This is a genomic window from Streptomyces sp. NPDC041970, assembly GCF_055588985.1.
Genome location: NZ_JBVJCD010000011.1, coordinates 123,489 through 142,006 on the forward strand (window position 1 = coordinate 123,489; position 18,518 = coordinate 142,006).

The 18,518-nt window shown below is 72.2% G+C and carries 17 protein-coding genes; 11 read left to right on the plus strand and 6 right to left on the minus strand.

From position 1 onward, the window contains the following. Positions 1-113: 113 nt before the first annotated feature. Complete coding sequence (locus ACZ6EJ_RS09050) at positions 114-1,919, minus strand: bifunctional metallophosphatase/5'-nucleotidase (RefSeq protein ID WP_469265601.1); 1,806 nt, start codon at positions 1,917-1,919, stop codon at positions 114-116. Between the two features lie 251 nt (positions 1,920-2,170). On the opposite strand from ACZ6EJ_RS09050, the gene mshD reads away from it, so the two are divergent. The 9 genes from mshD (at position 2,171) to pstB (ending at position 12,776) form a co-directional block, all read left to right on the plus strand. Next, positions 2,171-3,094 carry a mycothiol synthase gene (mshD, locus tag ACZ6EJ_RS09055; RefSeq protein WP_469265602.1) on the plus strand — a complete coding sequence of 308 codons (924 nt, stop codon included), beginning with the start codon at positions 2,171-2,173 and terminating at the stop codon, positions 3,092-3,094. A 650-nt stretch (positions 3,095-3,744) separates the two neighbouring features. After that, the gene (locus tag ACZ6EJ_RS09060) at positions 3,745-4,074 is read left to right on the plus strand and encodes a MerR family transcriptional regulator (RefSeq protein ID WP_469265603.1); all 330 of its coding nucleotides are present in this window, start codon (positions 3,745-3,747) and stop codon (positions 4,072-4,074) included. Positions 4,075-4,517: 443 nt separating this feature from the next. Continuing rightward, positions 4,518-6,770, plus strand: coding sequence for an RNA degradosome polyphosphate kinase (locus tag ACZ6EJ_RS09065; RefSeq protein ID WP_469265604.1), 2,253 nt, complete (start codon positions 4,518-4,520; stop codon positions 6,768-6,770). Next, positions 6,757-7,941 (plus strand): CHAD domain-containing protein, encoded by a 1,185-nt coding sequence (locus tag ACZ6EJ_RS09070; RefSeq protein ID WP_469265605.1) that lies wholly within the window; start codon positions 6,757-6,759, stop codon positions 7,939-7,941. The genes ACZ6EJ_RS09065 and ACZ6EJ_RS09070 overlap by 14 nt, the downstream gene beginning before the upstream one ends. After that, the gene (locus ACZ6EJ_RS09075; RefSeq protein WP_469265606.1) at positions 7,938-8,366 is read left to right on the plus strand and encodes an NUDIX hydrolase; all 429 of its coding nucleotides are present in this window, start codon (positions 7,938-7,940) and stop codon (positions 8,364-8,366) included. Before ACZ6EJ_RS09070 ends, ACZ6EJ_RS09075 begins: the two co-directional genes overlap by 4 nt. A 192-nt stretch (positions 8,367-8,558) precedes the next feature. After that, positions 8,559-9,695, plus strand: coding sequence for a phosphate ABC transporter substrate-binding protein PstS (gene pstS / locus ACZ6EJ_RS09080; protein WP_469265607.1), 1,137 nt, complete (start codon positions 8,559-8,561; stop codon positions 9,693-9,695). 181 nt (positions 9,696-9,876) lie between these two features. Further along, positions 9,877-10,878, plus strand: coding sequence for a phosphate ABC transporter permease subunit PstC (gene pstC, locus ACZ6EJ_RS09085; protein WP_469265609.1), 1,002 nt, complete (start codon positions 9,877-9,879; stop codon positions 10,876-10,878). Then, on the plus strand, positions 10,875-11,960 hold the full coding sequence (pstA, locus tag ACZ6EJ_RS09090; protein WP_469265610.1) for a phosphate ABC transporter permease PstA: 1,086 nt from the start codon (positions 10,875-10,877) through the stop codon (positions 11,958-11,960). The genes pstC and pstA overlap by 4 nt, the downstream gene beginning before the upstream one ends. A gap of 39 nt (positions 11,961-11,999) precedes the next feature. Continuing rightward, positions 12,000-12,776, plus strand: a complete 777-nt coding sequence (gene pstB, locus ACZ6EJ_RS09095) for a phosphate ABC transporter ATP-binding protein PstB (protein WP_469265612.1) — start codon at positions 12,000-12,002, stop codon at positions 12,774-12,776. Between the two features lie 178 nt (positions 12,777-12,954). Here pstB and ACZ6EJ_RS09100 read toward each other — a convergent pair whose 3' ends face one another. Continuing rightward, positions 12,955-13,953, minus strand: coding sequence for an inorganic phosphate transporter (locus tag ACZ6EJ_RS09100; RefSeq protein ID WP_469265614.1), 999 nt, complete (start codon positions 13,951-13,953; stop codon positions 12,955-12,957). A 5-nt stretch (positions 13,954-13,958) separates the two neighbouring features. Next, entirely contained in the window at positions 13,959-14,579 is a 621-nt protein-coding gene (locus ACZ6EJ_RS09105) for a DUF47 domain-containing protein (protein ID WP_003968094.1), read from the minus strand. 244 nt (positions 14,580-14,823) lie between these two features. On the opposite strand from ACZ6EJ_RS09105, the gene ACZ6EJ_RS09110 reads away from it, so the two are divergent. After that, complete coding sequence (locus ACZ6EJ_RS09110; RefSeq protein ID WP_469265616.1) at positions 14,824-15,204, plus strand: metal-sensitive transcriptional regulator; 381 nt, start codon at positions 14,824-14,826, stop codon at positions 15,202-15,204. Positions 15,205-15,376: 172 nt separating this feature from the next. On the opposite strand, the gene ACZ6EJ_RS09115 is transcribed toward ACZ6EJ_RS09110, so the two are convergent. Beyond that, positions 15,377-15,604 carry a hypothetical protein gene (locus tag ACZ6EJ_RS09115; RefSeq protein WP_469265618.1) on the minus strand — a complete coding sequence of 76 codons (228 nt, stop codon included), beginning with the start codon at positions 15,602-15,604 and terminating at the stop codon, positions 15,377-15,379. Between the two features lie 336 nt (positions 15,605-15,940). Further along, positions 15,941-16,789 (minus strand): SCO4651 family lipoprotein, encoded by an 849-nt coding sequence (locus ACZ6EJ_RS09120; protein WP_469265620.1) that lies wholly within the window; start codon positions 16,787-16,789, stop codon positions 15,941-15,943. A 212-nt stretch (positions 16,790-17,001) separates the two neighbouring features. Between ACZ6EJ_RS09120 and ACZ6EJ_RS09125 the strand changes: the two genes are divergently transcribed. Then, positions 17,002-17,283, plus strand: a complete 282-nt coding sequence (locus ACZ6EJ_RS09125) for a hypothetical protein (RefSeq protein WP_469265621.1) — start codon at positions 17,002-17,004, stop codon at positions 17,281-17,283. A 287-nt stretch (positions 17,284-17,570) separates the two neighbouring features. Here the strand turns inward: ACZ6EJ_RS09125 and ACZ6EJ_RS09130 are convergent, their stop codons facing one another. Further along, a complete protein-coding gene (locus ACZ6EJ_RS09130) occupies positions 17,571-18,302 on the minus strand; it encodes a phosphatase PAP2 family protein (RefSeq protein ID WP_469265623.1) in 732 nt (243 codons plus the stop codon). Positions 18,303-18,518 lie beyond the last annotated feature (216 nt).

Genomic DNA, 18,518 nt, shown 5'->3' on the forward strand with positions numbered 1-18,518 from the left:
ATGGGGGTTGGTGGGGGGAAGGGGGGAGGGGGGGGGGGGGGGGGGGGGGGGGGCGTCCCCCCCCCCCCCCCCCCCCCCCCCCCCCCCCCCCTCCCCCTTCGCGCGTGACGCGCCTACCGGATGACCGTGATCCGGTCCGTGGCCGGCGGGGCCAGCGGGGCCGAGGCCGTCGAGTGGGCCGCCAGGTAGGCGTTGAACACGTCCAGGTCGGACGCGCCGACCAGCTTGTTCGTGCCCTTGCCGAGCGCCGGGAAGCCGTCGCCGCCGCCCGCGAGGAACTCGTTCATCGCGACGCGGTAGGTGCGGGCCGGGTCGATCGGCGCGCCGTTGAGCCGGATCGTGTCGGTGACCACGCGGGCCGCGCCCGTCTTCGTCAGGTCGAGCGTGTAGGTGAGGCCCTTCGAGACCTGGAGGATCTTCGGACCGGCCTCGTTGGCGCCGCTGACCTGCTGCTGGAGAGCGGCGATCAGGTGGGCGCCGGTCAGGTCGACGACGTTCATCATGTTGGTGAACGGCTGCACGGTGAACGCCTCGCCGTACGTGACGACCCCGTCGCCCTCGCTGCCGGACGCCTTGTGCACCAGGTCCGCGCGGATGCCGCCCGGATTCATGAACGCGACCTCCGCGCCGCCCTTGTCGGCCGGGGCGAGCCCTTCGCGCTGGGCGTCGGCGATGAGGTTGCCCAGCGGCTTCTCCAGAGCCGTCGAACCGCGGCCCTCGATGTCGGCGCTGATCCAGCCCTGCGGCCGGCCGGCGACCGGAGCGGCCAGCTTGTTCCAGCGCTCGATCAGGCGCGTCATGTCGGTGGCCCTGGGCCGGTCGCGGGTGACCACGTGGTTCGCGGACTCCACCGACGTACGCACGATGTCCTTGGTGCGGCGGTCGTAGGTGAGCGTGGTGTCGGTGTACACCTTGCCGAACGACGAGGCCGAGGTGACCATGCGCGGGTTGCCCGCGGGGTCCGGGACGGTGCACACGTACGCCTGGTGGGTGTGGCCGGTGACCAGGGCGTCCACCTGCGGGGTGATGCCCTTGGCGATGTCGACGATCGGCCCGGAGATGCCGCCGCCCGCGCCGGGGCTGTCGCAGTCGTCGTTGTACGCGGCCGAGGCCGGGGCCCCGCCCTCGTGGATCAGCGCCACGATCGACTTGACGCCCTGGCGCTCCAGCTCCTTGGCGTACTTGTTGATCGTCTCGACCTCGTCGTGGAACGCCAGGCCCTTGACGCCCGCGGCGGTGACGATGTCCGGCGTGCCCTCCAGGGTCACGCCGATGAAGCCGATCCGGACGCCGTTCTTCTTCCAGACGGTGTACGGCTTGAGCAGCGGCTTGCCGGTCCGCTCCTCGGTCACGTTGGCCGCGAGGTAGGGGAAGTCCGCACCCCGGAACTTCTCGCCCTTCTCGTAGCAGCCCTCGACCGGGTGGCAGCCGCCGTTCTGGAGGCGGGCCAGCTCCACCGCGCCCTCGTCGAACTCGTGGTTGCCGACCGCCGAGACGTCGAGGTCCAGGCCGTTCAGCGCCTCGATCGTCGGCTCGTCGTGGAAGAGGCCCGACAGCAGCGGGCTCCCGCCGACCATGTCGCCGCCGGCCGCCGTGACGGAGTACGGGTTCCCCCGGCGCGCGGAGCGCAGCGCGGTCGCCAGGTACTCCACGCCGCCGGCCGGGATCGCCTTCACCGAGCCGTCGGGCTGCCGCTCGGAGACCGCGCCGGCCGAACCCGCCGGGGGCTCCAGGTTGCCGTGCAGGTCGTTGAAGGACAGCAACTGCACGTCGACGGTGGCCGGCTGGTGGCCGTGGCCCTGGCTCTGGCTCCGGGCGTCGGCCGGCATCGCGGCGACGAGCGCGCCCACGGTGGCCAGACCGGCCGCGGCGGCGAGCACCCGCCGGGGCGTACGGTTCTTCTGCGGGTTCGCTGGCATCGGTCCCCTTGTGGTGTCACTGGTGTCACGTCTGAGATCCTGCGTGCCGCAGCCTAGGGTCAACGCGCGTAGCGCGACAGGTGTTCGGGGTTACGGACTGGTTGCCATCCGGCCAAATGGCGCGTCAGCAGTGGTTCATATCGGCCCACATCGCCCATCGGCCGCAGGGATCGTCAACGGGGCGGAACCACCGCCCCCGGCCGGACCCCTTCCCCTCCTGCCGCGCCCCCCTCCGCCGTACGCTCGAAGGCATGACGACTGACGTACCCCTCCCCTCCCCCGGACGCGAGATCCAGACCGTCGACGCGCTCGACCCCGCCCGGGCCGACGCCGTCCTCGCCCTGCTGGACGCGGCAGCGCGCTTCGACGGCCGGCAGGCCGTATCCGAGCAGGGCCGGCTCCGCATCCGGGGCGGACACCGCGACGGCGTACGGCACTTCCTGCTCACCGTCGACGGCACGCTCACCGGATACGCCCAACTGGAGGACGCCGACCCGGTCGAGGCCCCCGCCGCCGAGCTGGTCGTCCACCCCGGCCGGCGCGGCAACGGGCACGGCCGGGCGCTGGGCGCCGCACTCCTCGCCGCGACCGGCAAGCGGCTGCGGGTCTGGGCGCACGGCGGCAGCTCCGCCGCCCGCCACCTGGCCCAGGTCCTCGGCCTCTCCCTCTTCCGCGAGCTGCGCCAGCTCCGGCGGAGCCTGGTCCCGCTCGACCTCCCGGAGCCGGTGCTGCCTCCGGGCGTCACGGTGCGGACCTTCACGCCCGGCGAGGACGACGCCGCCTGGCTCGCGGTCAACCGCGCCGCCTTCGCCCACCACCCCGAGCAGGGCGCGCTGACCCAGCAGGACCTGGACGACCGCGCGGCGGAGCCCTGGTTCGACCCGAAGGGGTTCTTCCTGGCCGAGCGGGACGGGGAGATCGTCGGCTTCCACTGGACGAAGGTGCACGCCGAGGAGCGGCTCGGCGAGGTGTACGTGGTCGGCGTCCGCCCCGAGGCGCAGGGCGGCGGCCTCGGCAAGGCGCTCACCTCGATCGGCCTGCACCACCTGGCGTCCGAGGGGCTGCCCACCGCGATGCTCTACGTGGACGCGGACAACACGGCGGCCGTGGCGGTGTACGAGCGGATGGGCTTCACCACGCACGAGGTGGACCTCATGTACCGCACGGAGTCCTGATCCACCGCACGGAGTCCCGAGAGGCGCGTCGCGGGGCGGCGGACCGGCGGTTCCCGGCCCGGCCGGGACAGCTTCCCGCGCGTCGGCGCGGCAGAAGACCCCTCGCGGCCCCGGAGGAAAATCTGTCGTGGCTGAAGTAGACATCCGACTGCGCGTGGGGTTACTGTTTTCTCGTAGCCGGACAGAAAAGAGGGCACGGCAGACATGAACTGCCGTGCGAGCAGGTCAGAGCAGTAAGCGGAACGGCGGTGGAGCGAGGGAGCCGGAACCGATGGGTTCCCCCGCTGACCGCCGGGCCGAGCGGCCCTCGGGGCCGCGAGCAGTACCCGTGTCACCAGCAACACCGCAGTATCCGAAGTAGCACCACCCGCAGTACCCGCAGTAGCAAGATCAGCAGGATCGAACAAGGTAAGGAGCAGACGCCATCAGGATCGCCTGAGCGAGGAAGACTCCGCTCGGGACACCGCAGGCCCCAGAACGGAAGGTGGTCCCCGGTCACGCATCCGCGATCCCCGCTCTCCCGCCCTCCGGGGCGGACCGGCGGAACAAGAAGGCCGGCGCGGTCAGCCGGCAGATGGTGTTGAAAGCTCGGGGCCCGAGTGCCGTACGGCACTCGGGCCCCCCGACGTGTCCCCGGAAGAGAAGGTGCTATGCCCCCTCGCAGTACCCGCCCCGTCGACAACCTCGACGACGACGACTATCCCGCCTACACCATGGGCCGCGCCGCAGACATGCTCGGCGCCTCCCCCGCCTTCCTCCGCGCGCTCGGCGAGAACCGCCTGATCACCCCGCTGCGCTCCGAGGGCGGCCACCGCCGCTACTCCCGCTACCAACTGCGCGTCGCCGCCCGCGCCCGCGAACTCGTCGACCAGGGCACCAAGATCGAGGACGCCTGTCGCATTGTCATCCTTGAGGACCAGCTCGAAGAGGCGCAGCGCATCAACGAGGAACTGCGCGCCCAACGCGCGGCACACTCCTGACACACCGGGCCGGGCCCTACCGGTTCCGCCCTACCGTCCTACGAACTCCCGCAGGAGCGGCGTCACATGACGCCGCTCCTGCTGCGTCGCGGCCCCGTCGCCGCACCGCGCCACCGGGGGCGCACCACCGGCGCGCGACCCGCCGCGCCCGCCACCGGGAGAGCCCGGACGGCGTGCGCGCACCGGGGGGCGCGCGCCCCATCCGCAGGCACACCGCTTCCTGGACGACATGTCGCCGTTACCAGCCATTAAGACGCCCTTGCGACGCTCACGGAATGCAGCCAGCCGTGCCCGCCCCCCGCCGCCAGGGGAGAGCCGGGGGGAAGGCCCACGGGCGCCCCGCCCCCGGCGACCCCGGCCGTGACTCCGGGTTCTCCGGGCCTTCCGCGACCGTTCCCGGCTCCGACGCGCCCCAGGGGCCCTCCGCGCGGAACAATGGGTCCATGAGCCAGCAGCCCAGCTCCGAGGTCCCGCTCCAGCCCGCCCAGCCGTCCGTCGGCTCCCTCGCCGCGCACCGGCCGCACGCCGTGGCCACCCCCTCCTCGGCCGGGGCCGGCCTCTCGACGGCCCCCGACCTCGATCCCGACCTCGACGGCGACGCGGACGCCTACGAGCCCGACCGGGACGGCGACGAGCTGCCCCAGGGCCGCTTCCTGGACCGCGAACGCAGTTGGCTCGCCTTCAACGAACGCGTCCTGGAGCTGGCCGAGGACCCGACGACCCCGGTCCTGGAACGGGCCAACTTCCTCGCCATCTTCGCCTCGAACCTCGACGAGTTCTTCATGGTCCGGGTGGCCGGCCTCAAGCGCCGCATCGCCACCGGCGTCGCCACCCGCTCCGCCTCCGGCCTCCAGCCCCGCGAGGTGCTGGACCTGATCTGGACCCGCTCGCGCGAGCTCATGGCCCGGCACGCCGCCTGCTTCCAGCAGGACATCGCCCCCGCCCTCTCCGACGAGGGCGTCCAGCTCATCCGCTGGCCGGACCTGACCGAGAAGGAGCAGGCCCGCCTGTTCACCTTCTTCCGCCAGCGCGTCTTCCCGGTCCTCACCCCGCTGGCCGTCGACCCCGCGCACCCCTTCCCGTACATCTCCGGGCTCTCCCTCAACCTCGCCGTCGTCGTCCGCAACCCGGTCAGCGGCCACCGCCACTTCGCCCGCGTCAAGGTCCCGCCGCTGCTGACCCGCTTCCTGGAGGCGTCGCCCCAGCGGTACGTGCCCATCGAGGACGTCATCGCGGCCCACCTGGAGGAGCTGTTCCCCGGCATGGAGGTGCTGGCGCACCACATGTTCCGGGTCACCAGGAACGAGGACCTGGAGGTCGAGGAGGACGACACCGAGAACCTCCTCCAGGCCCTGGAGAAGGAGCTGATGCGGCGCCGCTTCGGCCCGCCGGTCCGCCTGGAGGTCGAGGAGTCCATCGACCCGTACGTGCTGGACCTGCTGGTCCGCGAGCTCAAGGTGTCCGACGCGGAGGTCTACCCGCTGCCCGGACCGCTCGACCTGACCGGGCTGTTCGCCATCGCCTCGCTGGACCGGCCCGAGCTGAAGTACCCCAAGTTCATCGCCGGCACCCACCGCGACCTGGCCGAGGTCGAGTCCGCCTCCGCACCCGACGTCTTCGCCGCCCTGCGCGAGCGCGACGTCCTGCTCCACCACCCGTACGACTCGTTCTCCACCTCCGTCCAGGCGTTCCTGGAGCAGGCGGCGGGCGACCCGGACGTGCTGGCGATCAAGCAGACGCTCTACCGCACCTCCGGCGACTCCCCGATAGTGGACGCCCTCATCGACGCCGCCGAGTCCGGCAAGCAGGTCCTCGTCCTCGTCGAGATCAAGGCCCGCTTCGACGAGCAGGCCAACATCAAGTGGGCCCGCAAGCTGGAGGAGGCCGGCTGCCACGTCGTGTACGGGCTGGTCGGGCTGAAGACCCACTGCAAGCTCTCGCTCGTCGTCCGCCAGGAGGGCGACACGCTGCGCCGCTACTCCCACGTCGGCACCGGCAACTACCACCCCAAGACCGCCCGGCTGTACGAGGACCTCGGCCTGCTCACCGCCGACCCGCAGGTCGGGGCCGACCTCTCCGACCTGTTCAACCGGCTCTCCGGATACTCCCGCCGCGAGACCTACCGCCGCCTCCTGGTCGCCCCGAAGTCGCTGCGGGACGGGCTGATCGCCCGCATCGACAAGGAGGTCGTCCACCACCGCGCCGGCCGCCCCGCCTACGTGCGGTTCAAGGTCAACTCGATGGTCGACGAGGCGATCATCGACGCCTGCTACCGGGCGGCCCAGGCCGGCGTCCCCGTCGACATCTGGGTGCGCGGGATCTGCGCGCTGCGCCCCGGCGTCACCGGGCTCTCCGAGAACATCCGGGTCCGCTCGATACTGGGCCGCTTCCTCGAACACTCCCGGATCTTCTCCTTCGGCAACGGAGGCGAGCCCGAGGTGTGGTTCGGCAGCGCCGACATGATGCACCGCAACCTCGACCGCCGGATCGAAGCACTGGTCCGGGTCACCGACCCCGCCCACCGCGCCGCACTCAGCCGACTCCTGGAGACCGGCATGGCCGACACCACCGCCTCCTGGCGCCTGGGCCCCGACGGGAACTGGACCCGGCACGCCACGGACGCGGACGGCCAGCCGCTGCGGCACGTCCAGGAAATGCTCATTGACGCCCGGAGGCGCCGGCGTGCGACGCCCTGACCAGCAGACGACGACCAGGCCGACGACGGACGCGCCCCCGGACCCCGCTCCGGGCGCGCCCGCCGCCGCGGCGACCCCCCACGTCCGCCTCGCGGACCCCGCCGTACGCCCCGCCGGCAGAGCGCCCGCGCGGACCGCACGCCCCACCGGCCTCGCGGAGCGGCGGGAACGGCAGGAGCTCCCGGAGCGGTACGAGCGGGCCGGAACCGCCGGGGAGCCGACCGCGGAGGCCGCCCTCGCCCCCTACCTCCGGGAACAGGCCGCGGAGTTCCTGCGCAGCCTGCGCCTGCTCCACGAGCACAGCGCCCCCTCCGACGCCGGCGGCCACAACGCCGAGGCCGCCACCCGCGCGCTGCGCCGCGCGGCCCGGCGGATCAGCGGCACCCTGCACACCTTCCGCTGCGCGCTCGACCCGCTCTGGGCCGACCAGGTCCGCGCGGAGCTGGTCTGGCTCTCCGGCGTCCTCGCCCGCGAGCACGCCTACGCCGGCCGCCTCACCCGGCTCGTCGAGGCCCTCCACCACCTCTCGGGGGCCTCCCTCCCCGCGGCCAGGGGCGCCCGCGACACCGCCGACGCCCAGGGCCGCGCCGCGCTCGGCGTCGGGGCGGCACGGGCCGCGGCCCTGCTCGACCGCCGCCTCACCCTCGCCCGGACCCGCGCCCACTCCGCCGCGCTCCAGGCCCTCGGCTCCTCCCGCTTCCACGCGGTCGCCGACGCCGTCGCGCTGCTGGCCTCCGACGTACCGCTCTCCCCCGACGCCCCGCACCGCACCGCGCAGGCGCTCCTGGAGCCCGCCGAACGCGCCGAGCAGCGCCTCCTCGCCGCGATCGCCGCCCTCCCGCCCGACGGGGCGGCCCGGCCGTACAACGAGGCCCAGGACGGCCCCTGGCACCAGGCCCGCCTGCTGCTGCGCCTGCACCGGTACGCCCACGAGGTCGTCCTCGGCGCCTCCGACCCGGCCCTGGCCGGTGCGGGGCGCGCCCTCGACCTGCACCGGGACGCGGTGGAGGCCGCCTCCGCGGCGGCGGCCGCGGCCCGCACCCCCCGGATCGCCCCGGCCACGGCGTACGCCCTCGGGGTGCTCCACGCCGACCAGCGGCACGAGGTGGGGGCGGCCCGCGCGGTGTTCCGGGAGAGCTGGCCGTACACGGCGGCCGCCGTGGCGCCATGACCCGGACCGGGGCCGGGGGCGGGACCGTGCGCGCCGCCGGGTGCGTGCTGTGGCGGCGCGCCCCGGACGGCGGCGGCATCGAGGTCTGCCTGGTCCACCGGCCCCGGTACGACGACTGGTCCTTCCCCAAGGGCAAGCTGAAGCGGGGCGAGGACCCGCTGGCCGGGGCGGTGCGCGAGGTGCTGGAGGAGACCGGCCACCACTGCGCCCCCGGCGCGCGGCTCCCCACCGCCCACTACCTGGTGGACGGCCGCCCCAAGGAGGTCGCCTACTGGGCCGCCCGTGCGACGGGCGGCTCGTTCACCGCCAACCGCGAGGTGGACCGCCTCCTGTGGCTGCCGCCCGAGGCCGCCCGCGCCCGCCTCACCCAGCCGCGCGACCACGCCCAGCTCACCGCCCTGCTGGCGACCCTCGCCGCTCCCTGACGAGCTGGGGCGACGCACGCGCCTGCCCGATACGGTTCACCCGCCGTTCATCCTCCCCCGTAGGCGGCTTCACCTGTTCTGCCTAATTTCGGACGTACACGGTGTGCGGCGTCCGGCCGAAGCATCGTTCCTCATCGCACGCCGCCGCAGAACGAGCAGACCCGGCGGCTCCTGGAAGGAAACACCCGAAAAGTGAAGCTTCAGCGCAAGAACCGGCTTCGTGCCACCGCGCTCGGTGCCCTCGCCGTCTCCGGCGCCCTGGTCCTCACGGCGTGCGGTTCGGACGACAACAGCGACGGCGGCACGGCCGGCACCGGCGGCAAGACCACCGCGGCCTCCGACGTCGACTGCGGCAAGGCCAAGGGCCAGCTCCGCGCCTCCGGCTCCAGCGCGCAGAAGAACGCCATGGACCTCTGGGTCAAGAACTACATGGCCGCCTGTTCCGGCGTGGAGATCAACTACAACTCCTCGTCCTCCGGTGAGGGCATCGTCGCCTTCAACCAGGGCACCGTCGGCTTCGCCGGCTCCGACTCGGCGCTGAAGCCCGAAGAGGTCGCCGACTCGAAGAAGATGTGCAAGACCGGCCAGGGCATCAACCTCCCGATGGTCGGCGGCCCGGTCGCGATCGGCTTCCACCTGGAGGGCGTCGACAGCCTCACGCTGGACGCGTCGACCCTCGCCAAGATCTTCGACACGAAGATCAAGAAGTGGAACGACCCGGCGATCGCCAAGCTCAACGAGGGCGCCAAGCTCCCGGACAAGCCGATCCAGCCCTTCCACCGCTCCGAGGACTCCGGCACCACGCAGAACCTCGGCAAGTACCTCAGCGCCGCCGCGCCGAAGGACTGGAAGTACGAGGCCGAGAAGAAGTGGCCCGCCCCCGGCGGCCAGGCCGCGTCCGGCTCCTCCGGCGTCGCCGCCCAGGTGAAGCAGGTCGACGGCGCGATCGGCTACTTCGAGCTCTCCTACGCCAAGTCGCAGCAGATCCCCACCGTGGACATCAACACGGGCGGCACCGCCCCCGTGAAGGCCACCTCGGAGAACGCCTCCAAGGCCATCGCCGCCGCCAAGATCAAGGGCACCGGCAAGGACCTGGCGCTCGACCTCGACTACACCACCAAGGCCGAGGGCGCCTACCCGATCGTCCTGGTGACGTACGAGGTCGTCTGCGACAGCGGCAACAAGCCCGAGACGCTCGACACGGTCAAGTCCTTCCTCAGCTACACCGCCTCCGACGCGGGTCAGAAGATCCTGACCGACGCCGGCTACGCCCCGATCCCGGCCGAGATCAACGCGAAGGTCCGCGAGACCATCACCGCGCTCTCCTAGCCGACCGGGCCTGCCGGACGCCTCGGCGCCCGGCGGGCCCCCGGCTTCGCGCCGCCGGCGCAACGCAGCACCGGCAGGCCGGCCCGGCGCACCCCTCCGGACCGGCCCGCCACCCCCCATCCCCATCCGGTGCACCGCCGCCAGGGGAGCCCCCGGCTCCCCCACACAGACCGGAAAGACCATGGCTTCCACCACATCGACAGACACGCCACCGGCCCCGCCGGTACCGGCGGACCCGCCACAGCCCCCCCGGTCCACCGGCCGCGCGGGCGACAAGATCTTCGTGGGCCTCTCCCGCGGTTCGGGCATCCTGCTGCTCGTGATCATGGCGTCGATCGCCGTGTTCCTCAGCTACCGCTCCGCGATAGCCATATCGAAGAACGAGGGCAACTTCCTCACCACCTTCGACTGGAACCCGGCCGGCGACCCGCCGGTCTTCGGCATCGCGGTCCTGCTCTTCGGCACCGTCGTCAGCTCGATCATCGCGATGGCCATCGCGGTTCCGATCGCTGTCGGCATCGCCCTGTTCATCTCGCACTACGCGCCGCGCAAGCTGGCCGCCCCCATCGCGTACGTCATCGACCTGCTCGCCGCCGTGCCGAGCATCGTCTACGGCATCTGGGGCGCCCTCGTCCTGGTGCCGTACCTGGAGGGCCTCAACCTCTGGCTCGACCAGTTCTTCGGCTGGACGTACATCTTCGAGAAGACCGAGGTCGGCGTCGCCCGCTCGCTCTTCACCGTCGGCATCCTGCTCGCGATCATGATCCTGCCGATCGTGACCAGCGTCAGCCGCGAGGTCTTCCTCCAGGTCCCGAAGATGAACGAGGAGGCCGCGCTCGCGCTCGGCGCCACCCGCTGGGAGGTCATCCGCCTCTCGGTGCTGCCCTTCGGCCGCTCCGGCATCATCTCCGCCTCGATGCTCGGCCTGGGCCGGGCGCTCGGCGAGACGATGGCCGTCGCCACGGTCCTCTCCCCGAGCTTCCTCATCTCGCTGCACGTGCTCAACCCCGGCGGCGGCACGTTCGCCCAGAACATCGCCGCCAAGTTCGGCGAGGCCGACGCGTTCGGGCGGGACGCCCTGATCGCCTCCGGTCTCGTCCTCTTCGTCCTCACCCTGCTGGTCAACGGCGCGGCCCGGCTCATCATCGCCCGCCGCAAGGAGTACTCGGGGGCCAACGCATGAGCCACGCACCCACCGGCGTCATCGAGCGCCCGACGCCGCCCGCCGGCCCCGCACCGAAGTCCAGCCTCAGCAGCCGCTCGCTGCCCCGCCTGGCCCCGGTCGGCTTCGCCGCCGTGTCGATCGCGCTCGCCGTCGGCATCAGCACCGCCGCCGGCTGGCACAGCCGCGTGCAGTGGGGCATCATCGCCGCCCTGCTCTTCGTGGTCGTCTCCTACGTCACCACCACCGTGGTGGAGAACCAGCGCCAGGCCAAGGACCGCCTCGCCACCAGCGTCATGTGGGTCTGCTTCCTGGTCGCCGTCGTCCCGCTGGCCTCGCTGCTGTGGACGACCGCCACCCGCGGCGCCGAGCGCCTCGACGGCTACTTCCTCACCCACTCGATGGCCGGGGTCCTCGGCTCCGAGGCCAGCGGCGGCGTCTACCACGCGCTGATCGGCACCCTGGAGCAGGTCGGCATCGCCACGGTGATCTCCGCCCCGCTCGGCCTGCTGACCGCCGTCTACCTCGTCGAGTACGGCAAGGGCTCGCTCGCCAAGGCCGTCACGTTCTTCGTCGACGTGATGACGGGCATCCCGTCGATCGTGGCCGGCCTCTTCATCCTGTCGATCATGCTGATCGCGGAGCTGGAGCCGTCCGGCCTGATGGGCTCGCTCGCCCTGACGATCCTGATGATCCCGGTCGTGGTCCGCTCCACCGAGGAGATGCTCAAGCTCGTCCCCAACGAGCTGCGCGAGGCCTCCCTCGCCCTCGGCATCCCGAAGTGGCGCACGATCCTGAAGGTGGTCCTGCCCACCGCGATCGGCGGCATCACCACCGGCGTCATGCTCGCCATCGCGCGCATCGCCGGCGAGACCGCGCCGATCATGCTCCTGGTCTTCGGCAGCCAGTTGATCAACACGAACCCCTTCGAAGGCGCCCAGTCCTCACTGCCGTTCTACATCTACGAGCAGTACAAGGTCGGCGAGGCAGCGTCCTACGACCGCGCCTGGGCCGCCGCCCTGGTGCTGATCGCCTTCGTCATGATCCTGAATCTGGTGGCCCGCGGCATCGCCCGCTGGAAGGCCCCGAAGACCGGTCGCTGACGCGGCCACAGCGACCTCCCGAAAGAAGCAGTGATTCCCATGGCCAAGCGCATCGACATCAGCGGCCTCACCGCCTACTACGGCAGCCACAAGGCCATCGAGGACATCTCGATGACCGTGGAGCCCCGCTCCGTGACCGCCTTCATCGGCCCGTCCGGCTGCGGCAAGTCCACCTTCCTGCGCACCCTGAACCGGATGCACGAGGTCACCCCCGGCGGCCGCGTCGAGGGCAAGGTGCTCCTGGACGACGAGAACCTCTACGGCTCGAACGTCGACCCGGTCACCGTGCGCCGTACGGTCGGCATGGTCTTCCAGCGCCCGAACCCGTTCCCCACCATGTCGATCTTCGACAACGTGGCGGCGGGCCTGCGGCTGAACGGCAGCTACCGCAAGAGCCAGCTCAACGACGTCGTGGAGAAGTCCCTGCGCGGCGCGAACCTCTGGAACGAGGTCAAGGACCGGCTCAACAAGCCCGGCTCCGGCCTCTCCGGCGGCCAGCAGCAGCGCCTGTGCATCGCCCGCGCCATCGCGGTCGAGCCGGACGTCCTGCTGATGGACGAGCCGTGCTCGGCGCTGGACCCGATCTCCACCCTCGCCATCGAGGACCTGATCGGCGAGCTGAAGGAGCGCTTCACGATCGTCATCGTGACGCACAACATGCAGCAGGCCGCCCGCGTCTCCGACCGCACCGCGTTCTTCAACCTCGCGGCGGTCGGCAAGCCCGGCCGGCTCATCGAGATCGACGAGACGGAGCGGATCTTCTCCAACCCGTCGGTCCAGGCCACGGAGGACTACATCTCCGGCCGCTTCGGCTGAGCGGCCCTCCGGCCGGGGACACCCCCGGCCGGACCGGCCCCGGCCTCCCCGGAACGGCCTTGCGGTGCTGCATGGCGGTGCCACCACAAGGCGCAACGGGTCCGCCCCCGCTCTCGTACGAGGGCGGGGGCGGACCCACACGTGTCACCCGGAGCGCATCGCTCCGGTACGGGGAGGCTCAGCCGAAGAGCAGGAAGACGGCTCCGTAACTCAGCGCGGCGACCAGCGCCGCGGCCGGCATGGTGATGAACCAGCCCAGGATGATGTTCTTGGCGACGCCCCAGCGCACGGCGTTGACCCGCTTCGTGGCGCCGACGCCCATGATCGCGGAGGTGATGACGTGCGTGGTCGAGATCGGCGCGTGGAACAGGAACGCCGAGCCGAACATGATCGACGCGCCGGTGGTCTCCGCCGCGAAGCCCTGCGGCGGGTCCAGCTCGATGATCTTGCGGCCGAGCGTCCGCATGATGCGCCAGCCGCCCGCGTACGTACCGAGGGAGAGCATCAGCGCACAGGCGATCTTGACCCAGACCGGGATCTCGTCGTTGGGGCCCTCGACGTCGGCGATGACCAGGGCCATCACCACGATGCCCATCGTCTTCTGCGCGTCCTGGAGGCCGTGGCCGAGCGCCATGCCCGCCGCCGAGACCGTCTGCGCGATCCGGAAGCCGCGCTTGGCCTTGTGCGGGTTGGCCTTCCGGAACATCCACATGATGCCGACCATCACCAGGTAGCCGACGACCAGCCCGATGACCGGGGAGACGAACATCGGGATGACGATCTTCTCCAGCACGCCGGACCAGATCACGTCCGTCCCGCCGGCCAGCGCCGCCCCGACCATGCCGCCGAACAGGGCGTGCGAGGAGGAGGAGGGGAGGCCGAAGTACCAGGTGACGAGGTTCCAGATGATCGCGCCGACCAGCGCCGCGAACAGGATGCCCATCCCCTTCTGCCCCACGGGCGTGGCGATGAGCCCCTCGCTGACGGTCTTGGCGACCCCCTGGCCCAGGAACGCCCCGGCCAGGTTCATCACCGCGGCCATCGCCAGCGCCGCCCGCGGGGTCAGCGCCCGCGTGGAGACCGAGGTGGCGATGGCGTTCGCGGAGTCGTGGAAGCCGTTCGTATACGTGAAGCCGAGCGCGACGCCGATGGTCACGATCAGCGCAAAGGTGTCCACGAGGTTCAGGACTCCTTGACCGCGATGGTCTCCACCGTGTTGGCGACGTGCTCGAACGCGTCGGCCGCCTCCTCCAGCACATCCACGATCTGCTTGAGCTTCAGCACCTCCATGGCGTCGTACTTGCCGTTGAAGAGGTGGGCGAGCAGCTTGCGGTGGATCTGGTCGGCCTGGTTCTCCAGGCGGTTGACCTCGATCCAGTACTCGGTGAGGTTGTCCATGGTCCGCAGCCCCGGCATGGCCTCGGCGGTCAGCTCCGCCGCGCGGGCCAGCACCTCGATCTGCTGCTCGACGCCCTTGGGCAGCTCCTGGACCTGGTAGAGGACGACCAGGTCGACGGCCTCCTCCATGAAGTCCATGATGTCGTCGAGCGAGGACGCCAGGTTGTAGATGTCCTCGCGGTCGAACGGCGTGATGAAGGAGGAGTTGAGCTGGTGGAAGATCGCGTGGGTGGCGTCGTCCCCCGCGTGCTCCGCTGCCCGCATCCGCTCCGCGATCTCGACTCGGGAGGCAGAATCCGCCCCGAGCAGTTCCATCAGGAGTTTCGAGCCCGTGACAATGTTGTCCGCGGACGCGGAGAACATGTCGTAGAAGCTCGTCTCCCTGGGGGTCAGACGAAAGCGCACGTGGGGTCCTCGGATGCATTGGGTTCGGTCAGGCTGATGCTAGGCGCATCATCCGGCCACGGCTAACCGGCGTTCTTCAGTGTCGCCCATCGGGCACAGTGATCAGCACGGACCCCCGATCACGTTTCGGCGGGATTCGGTACGATATACCCGGCAGGGGTATCAGGGGCACGGGGCGCGACGGAGCACCGCCGCACGACGCGGCGCCGGCGCGGGGCCACGTAGGGACAGACGGAGGACGCACATGACCACGACCGGGACCACGGGCACGGAATCGGCGGGCACGGCGGCCCCGGACCCGGCGGCGACCGCCGCGGAGGTCGTCACCGACCACGACCGCGGCATCCACGGCTACCACCACCAGAAGGACGAACACCTCAAGCGGCTGCGCCGGATCGAGGGCCAGATCCGCGGCCTCCAGCGCATGGTCGACGAGGACGTCTACTGCATCGACATACTCACCCAGGTCTCGGCCTCCACGAAGGCCCTGCAGTCCTTCGCGCTCCAACTGCTGGAGGAGCACCTGCGCCACTGCGTCGCCGACGCGGCGGTCAAGGGCGGTCAGGAGATCGACGCGAAGGTCGAAGAGGCCACGAAGGCGATCGCCCGCCTGCTGCGCACCTGACCCCCGGCGCCGGTCACGGCCGCGGGACGGAGCGGGACGGCCGCGCGGACCCGGAGGTCGAGGCCGCCACGGCGCGTGGCTGGAAGTGGCCGGTTCTGCCCCCTGGTCCCCGGTGCCGGGTGCGGCAGCCCGCCCGGCGCCCGGTTCGCGGGGCCGTGCCGCGGGTCGCGCGTCACCTGCGGCGGGCGGCCTGCCGGGGGACCACCGCCGCCCAGGAGTCGTCACCCGGAGCGTCGGCCACGTCGTCCCGGACGTTGAGGACCTCGTCGATCCGGTCCGGGCTGAGGCGCTCCTCACCCGCGGCCGAAGCGGCGATCATCAGCTCGCCGCACAGCTCGATCTCGGCGAGGGCCACACGGTCCTGAGCGTTCGGGGCCCTGAGCGTCACCACCTGCGTCACCTCTCCCTGGCGTCATCGATCTCCCCCGTCGCCGCCCCCGGCTGCCGCGGAGCCGGCCCGAGGCGCCCGGCGAAACGGCGCGCGGCCGCGGGAGGCGGTGCGTCGCACGGCGCGGGCACGTCCGGCATACGGGGTCGTACGCGGACGCTCCGGCAACGCGGCGGGGCGCCGGAGCTGTCGTCGCGCGCCCGCCGGGTACGACGGGACGGTCCCAGCGTAGGCAACGCGGCACGCGCCGCGCATGGCACGGACGGACCATTCACGCCCCCTCCCCACCGGCCCCGCCGACCGCCCGCCCCACCTCGGCGCCCGCGACCGGTCCGCACGGGCACGGCCTCAGCTCTGCCGGATCGCGCCGGTGTAGATGTCCTGCCCGTCCGGCAGCGCCACCGCGACCGGCAGTCCGAACCCGTACAGCAGCAGCGTCGAGACCACCGGCACCTGCGCGCCCTCGGCGGGGAAGCTGAAGCGGTGGCGGATCTTCCGCAGCAGGCCGTCCTCGTCGAGATACGCGTCGAAGGGGACGGCGTCCTTGCTGAACCCTTTCGCCGCCGCCGTCAGGGCCCCGCGCGACAGCGCGGAGGCGGCCCGCGCCGCCCGGCCCAGATCCGCGACGCCCCGGTAGTGATGCACCGTCACCCCGGCCAGCTCGGACTTCCCCACGTACGTCACACCGGCCGCGCCCCGCAGCAGCTCGGCGGCCGCCATCGGATCGGTGACCCCGCCGGTGACGAGGTTGCCGTCCTTCAACGCGGTCGTGTCGATCCGGACCCACTTGTCGTCGGGCACCCCGGCGCCGCGGTTCTTCATGTACAGCACGCCGGGGGCCAGCAGCTCGGTGATCGGCCGGTGGCCGCCCGCACCCGCCGCGTCCTCGGGCAGCACCACCTTGATGCGCCCCGTCTGCTTGCGGAAGTCGTACGCGCCCTGCCCCCGGATCGTCACCCGCGTCCCGCCGGCCACCGTCTCCATCGACGTACGGGTCTCCGCGCCGCCCGCCTCGACGAGGGCGTCCGCCGCCTGGCCGAGCACGTCGAGCGGACGCTCCGCGGCCACTGCGCGCTGCCCGGAACCGTCGCCGCCGTCGCCCTTCGAGCACCCGGCGGTGACCACGATCACCCCGGCCACGGCGAGGGCGCAGGCAGCGCGCGCCCCGCCTCCGTACCTGTACTGCCGCACCACCATCGCCTGCCAACCCCCAACGACTACCGCCCGGCCCAGCCCTCACCCGCCCCGCATAACGACCGCCCCCGCCCCCCGTCACGCGGGGCGGGGGCGGGTGGGGGTGTGGTGGGTGCGGCGGGCGGTGAAGCGGGCGGGTGCGCGGGGGCGGTGCGGCGGGGGGCGACCAGGACGCGATTCCCCCGGAGGGCGGCCGTCCGCAGTACCGTGGTTCCGTGCATGAGGAGCTTTCTGTTTCAGCCCGCACCGACGTCCCGCGCCCCCGACTCCGGTCCGCCCTCACCCGCTCGGCCACCACCGAGCCGACCGCCCCGGCCGACGCCTCCCCCACCCCGCTGACCGCCCCGCCGACCGTCCAGGCGGCGGAGCACACCACCACCACCATCGAGCGCGGTTCCTTCTGCCTGGCCCGCTGCACCTGCGGCTGGGCGGGACCGGCACGCAGATCGCGGGACCGCGCCCGGACCGACGCCACCGAGCACACCACCCGCGTCTGACCCGCGGGCCCACTCCGGGCCCGCGCGGCGCGGGCCGACCCGGAGGAGCCGACACAGCACGTACCCCCAGGCGCTCGTGAGCACCTGGGGGTACGGAGGGCAAGCGGCAGGTGGAGGCCGGTCGCCCGCGCGGGGCGGACCGCCTTTGCACAGAGCGGACTATGCCGGTGCGGGACGGACCGCCCTGCGCGGGACGGACTACGCCTGCGCGAGGCCGACCACAGGCGGTACGGGCCGACCACAGGCGCGCGAGGCGGCGTGCCCCGTCCGTGAACGACGGAACGACGTCAGGCGGCGAGGTCCTTCTCTCCGGGGTCGCCCTGCCGGGACCCGCGCCGCGGCTCGGCGATGCCCGTCGCCCCGCCGGGCTGATCGGCGTACGCGGCGGCCGCCTTCCTGGACCGGACGAACCAGCCGACGCGCTCCGAACGGGAGACCGCCGCCATCAGCGGGGTCAGCAGAGCCATGGCGAGCGGGGCCAGGAGGAGGGTGACGGCCGTGCCGAGGGCGAAGCCGCCGATCACGTCGGTCGGGTAGTGGACGCCCATGTAGATCCGGCTGAAGCCCGCGAAGAGCGCGAGGCCGATCGCGTAGAAGCCGAACTTCCGGTTGGCCACGAAGATGCCGACGGCGATGGCCATCGCCAGGGTGGAGTGGTCGCTGACGAACGAGAAGTCCGTCTTGCCGTGGATCAGGACGTCAAGGCCCTCGTGGTCGTTGAAGGGCCGCGGCCGTTCGACGAATCCGCGGATCGGCACGTTGATCAGGATCGCGATCGCGGCCGCGAGCGGCGCCCAGACGATCGCCGCGGCCGCCGTCACCGCGTCCTCGGCCGTCCCGCGCCCGCGCATACTCCACCAGCACCACAGGCCCACGAGGACCAGGCCGATCATGATCCCGTACTCGCCGACGAACTCCATGACCCGGTCGAACCAGGTCGGAGCGGCCTTCGCCAGCCCGTTGATGTCGTAGAGCAGACTGACGTCCGGGTTCGACCCATCGAGTTCGAGTCCAGCCATCTGCTGCGGCCCCTTGCCTTGTCTGCTGCTTCTGCTGCGACGCGCGTCTCTGCGCGCCGCCGTGGTCGAACCCCCGTGGTCTGTGCGATCCCGTTACGCCACTGCGCGCCCACCGCCCTGCGCCGCACCCCGCACGCGCGGTCGGTGCGTGTGCCGTTCCCGTCTCTCGTCCAGGGAACGGCCCGGCGGTCGTGTGCGTTCCGCTCTCCACCGAAT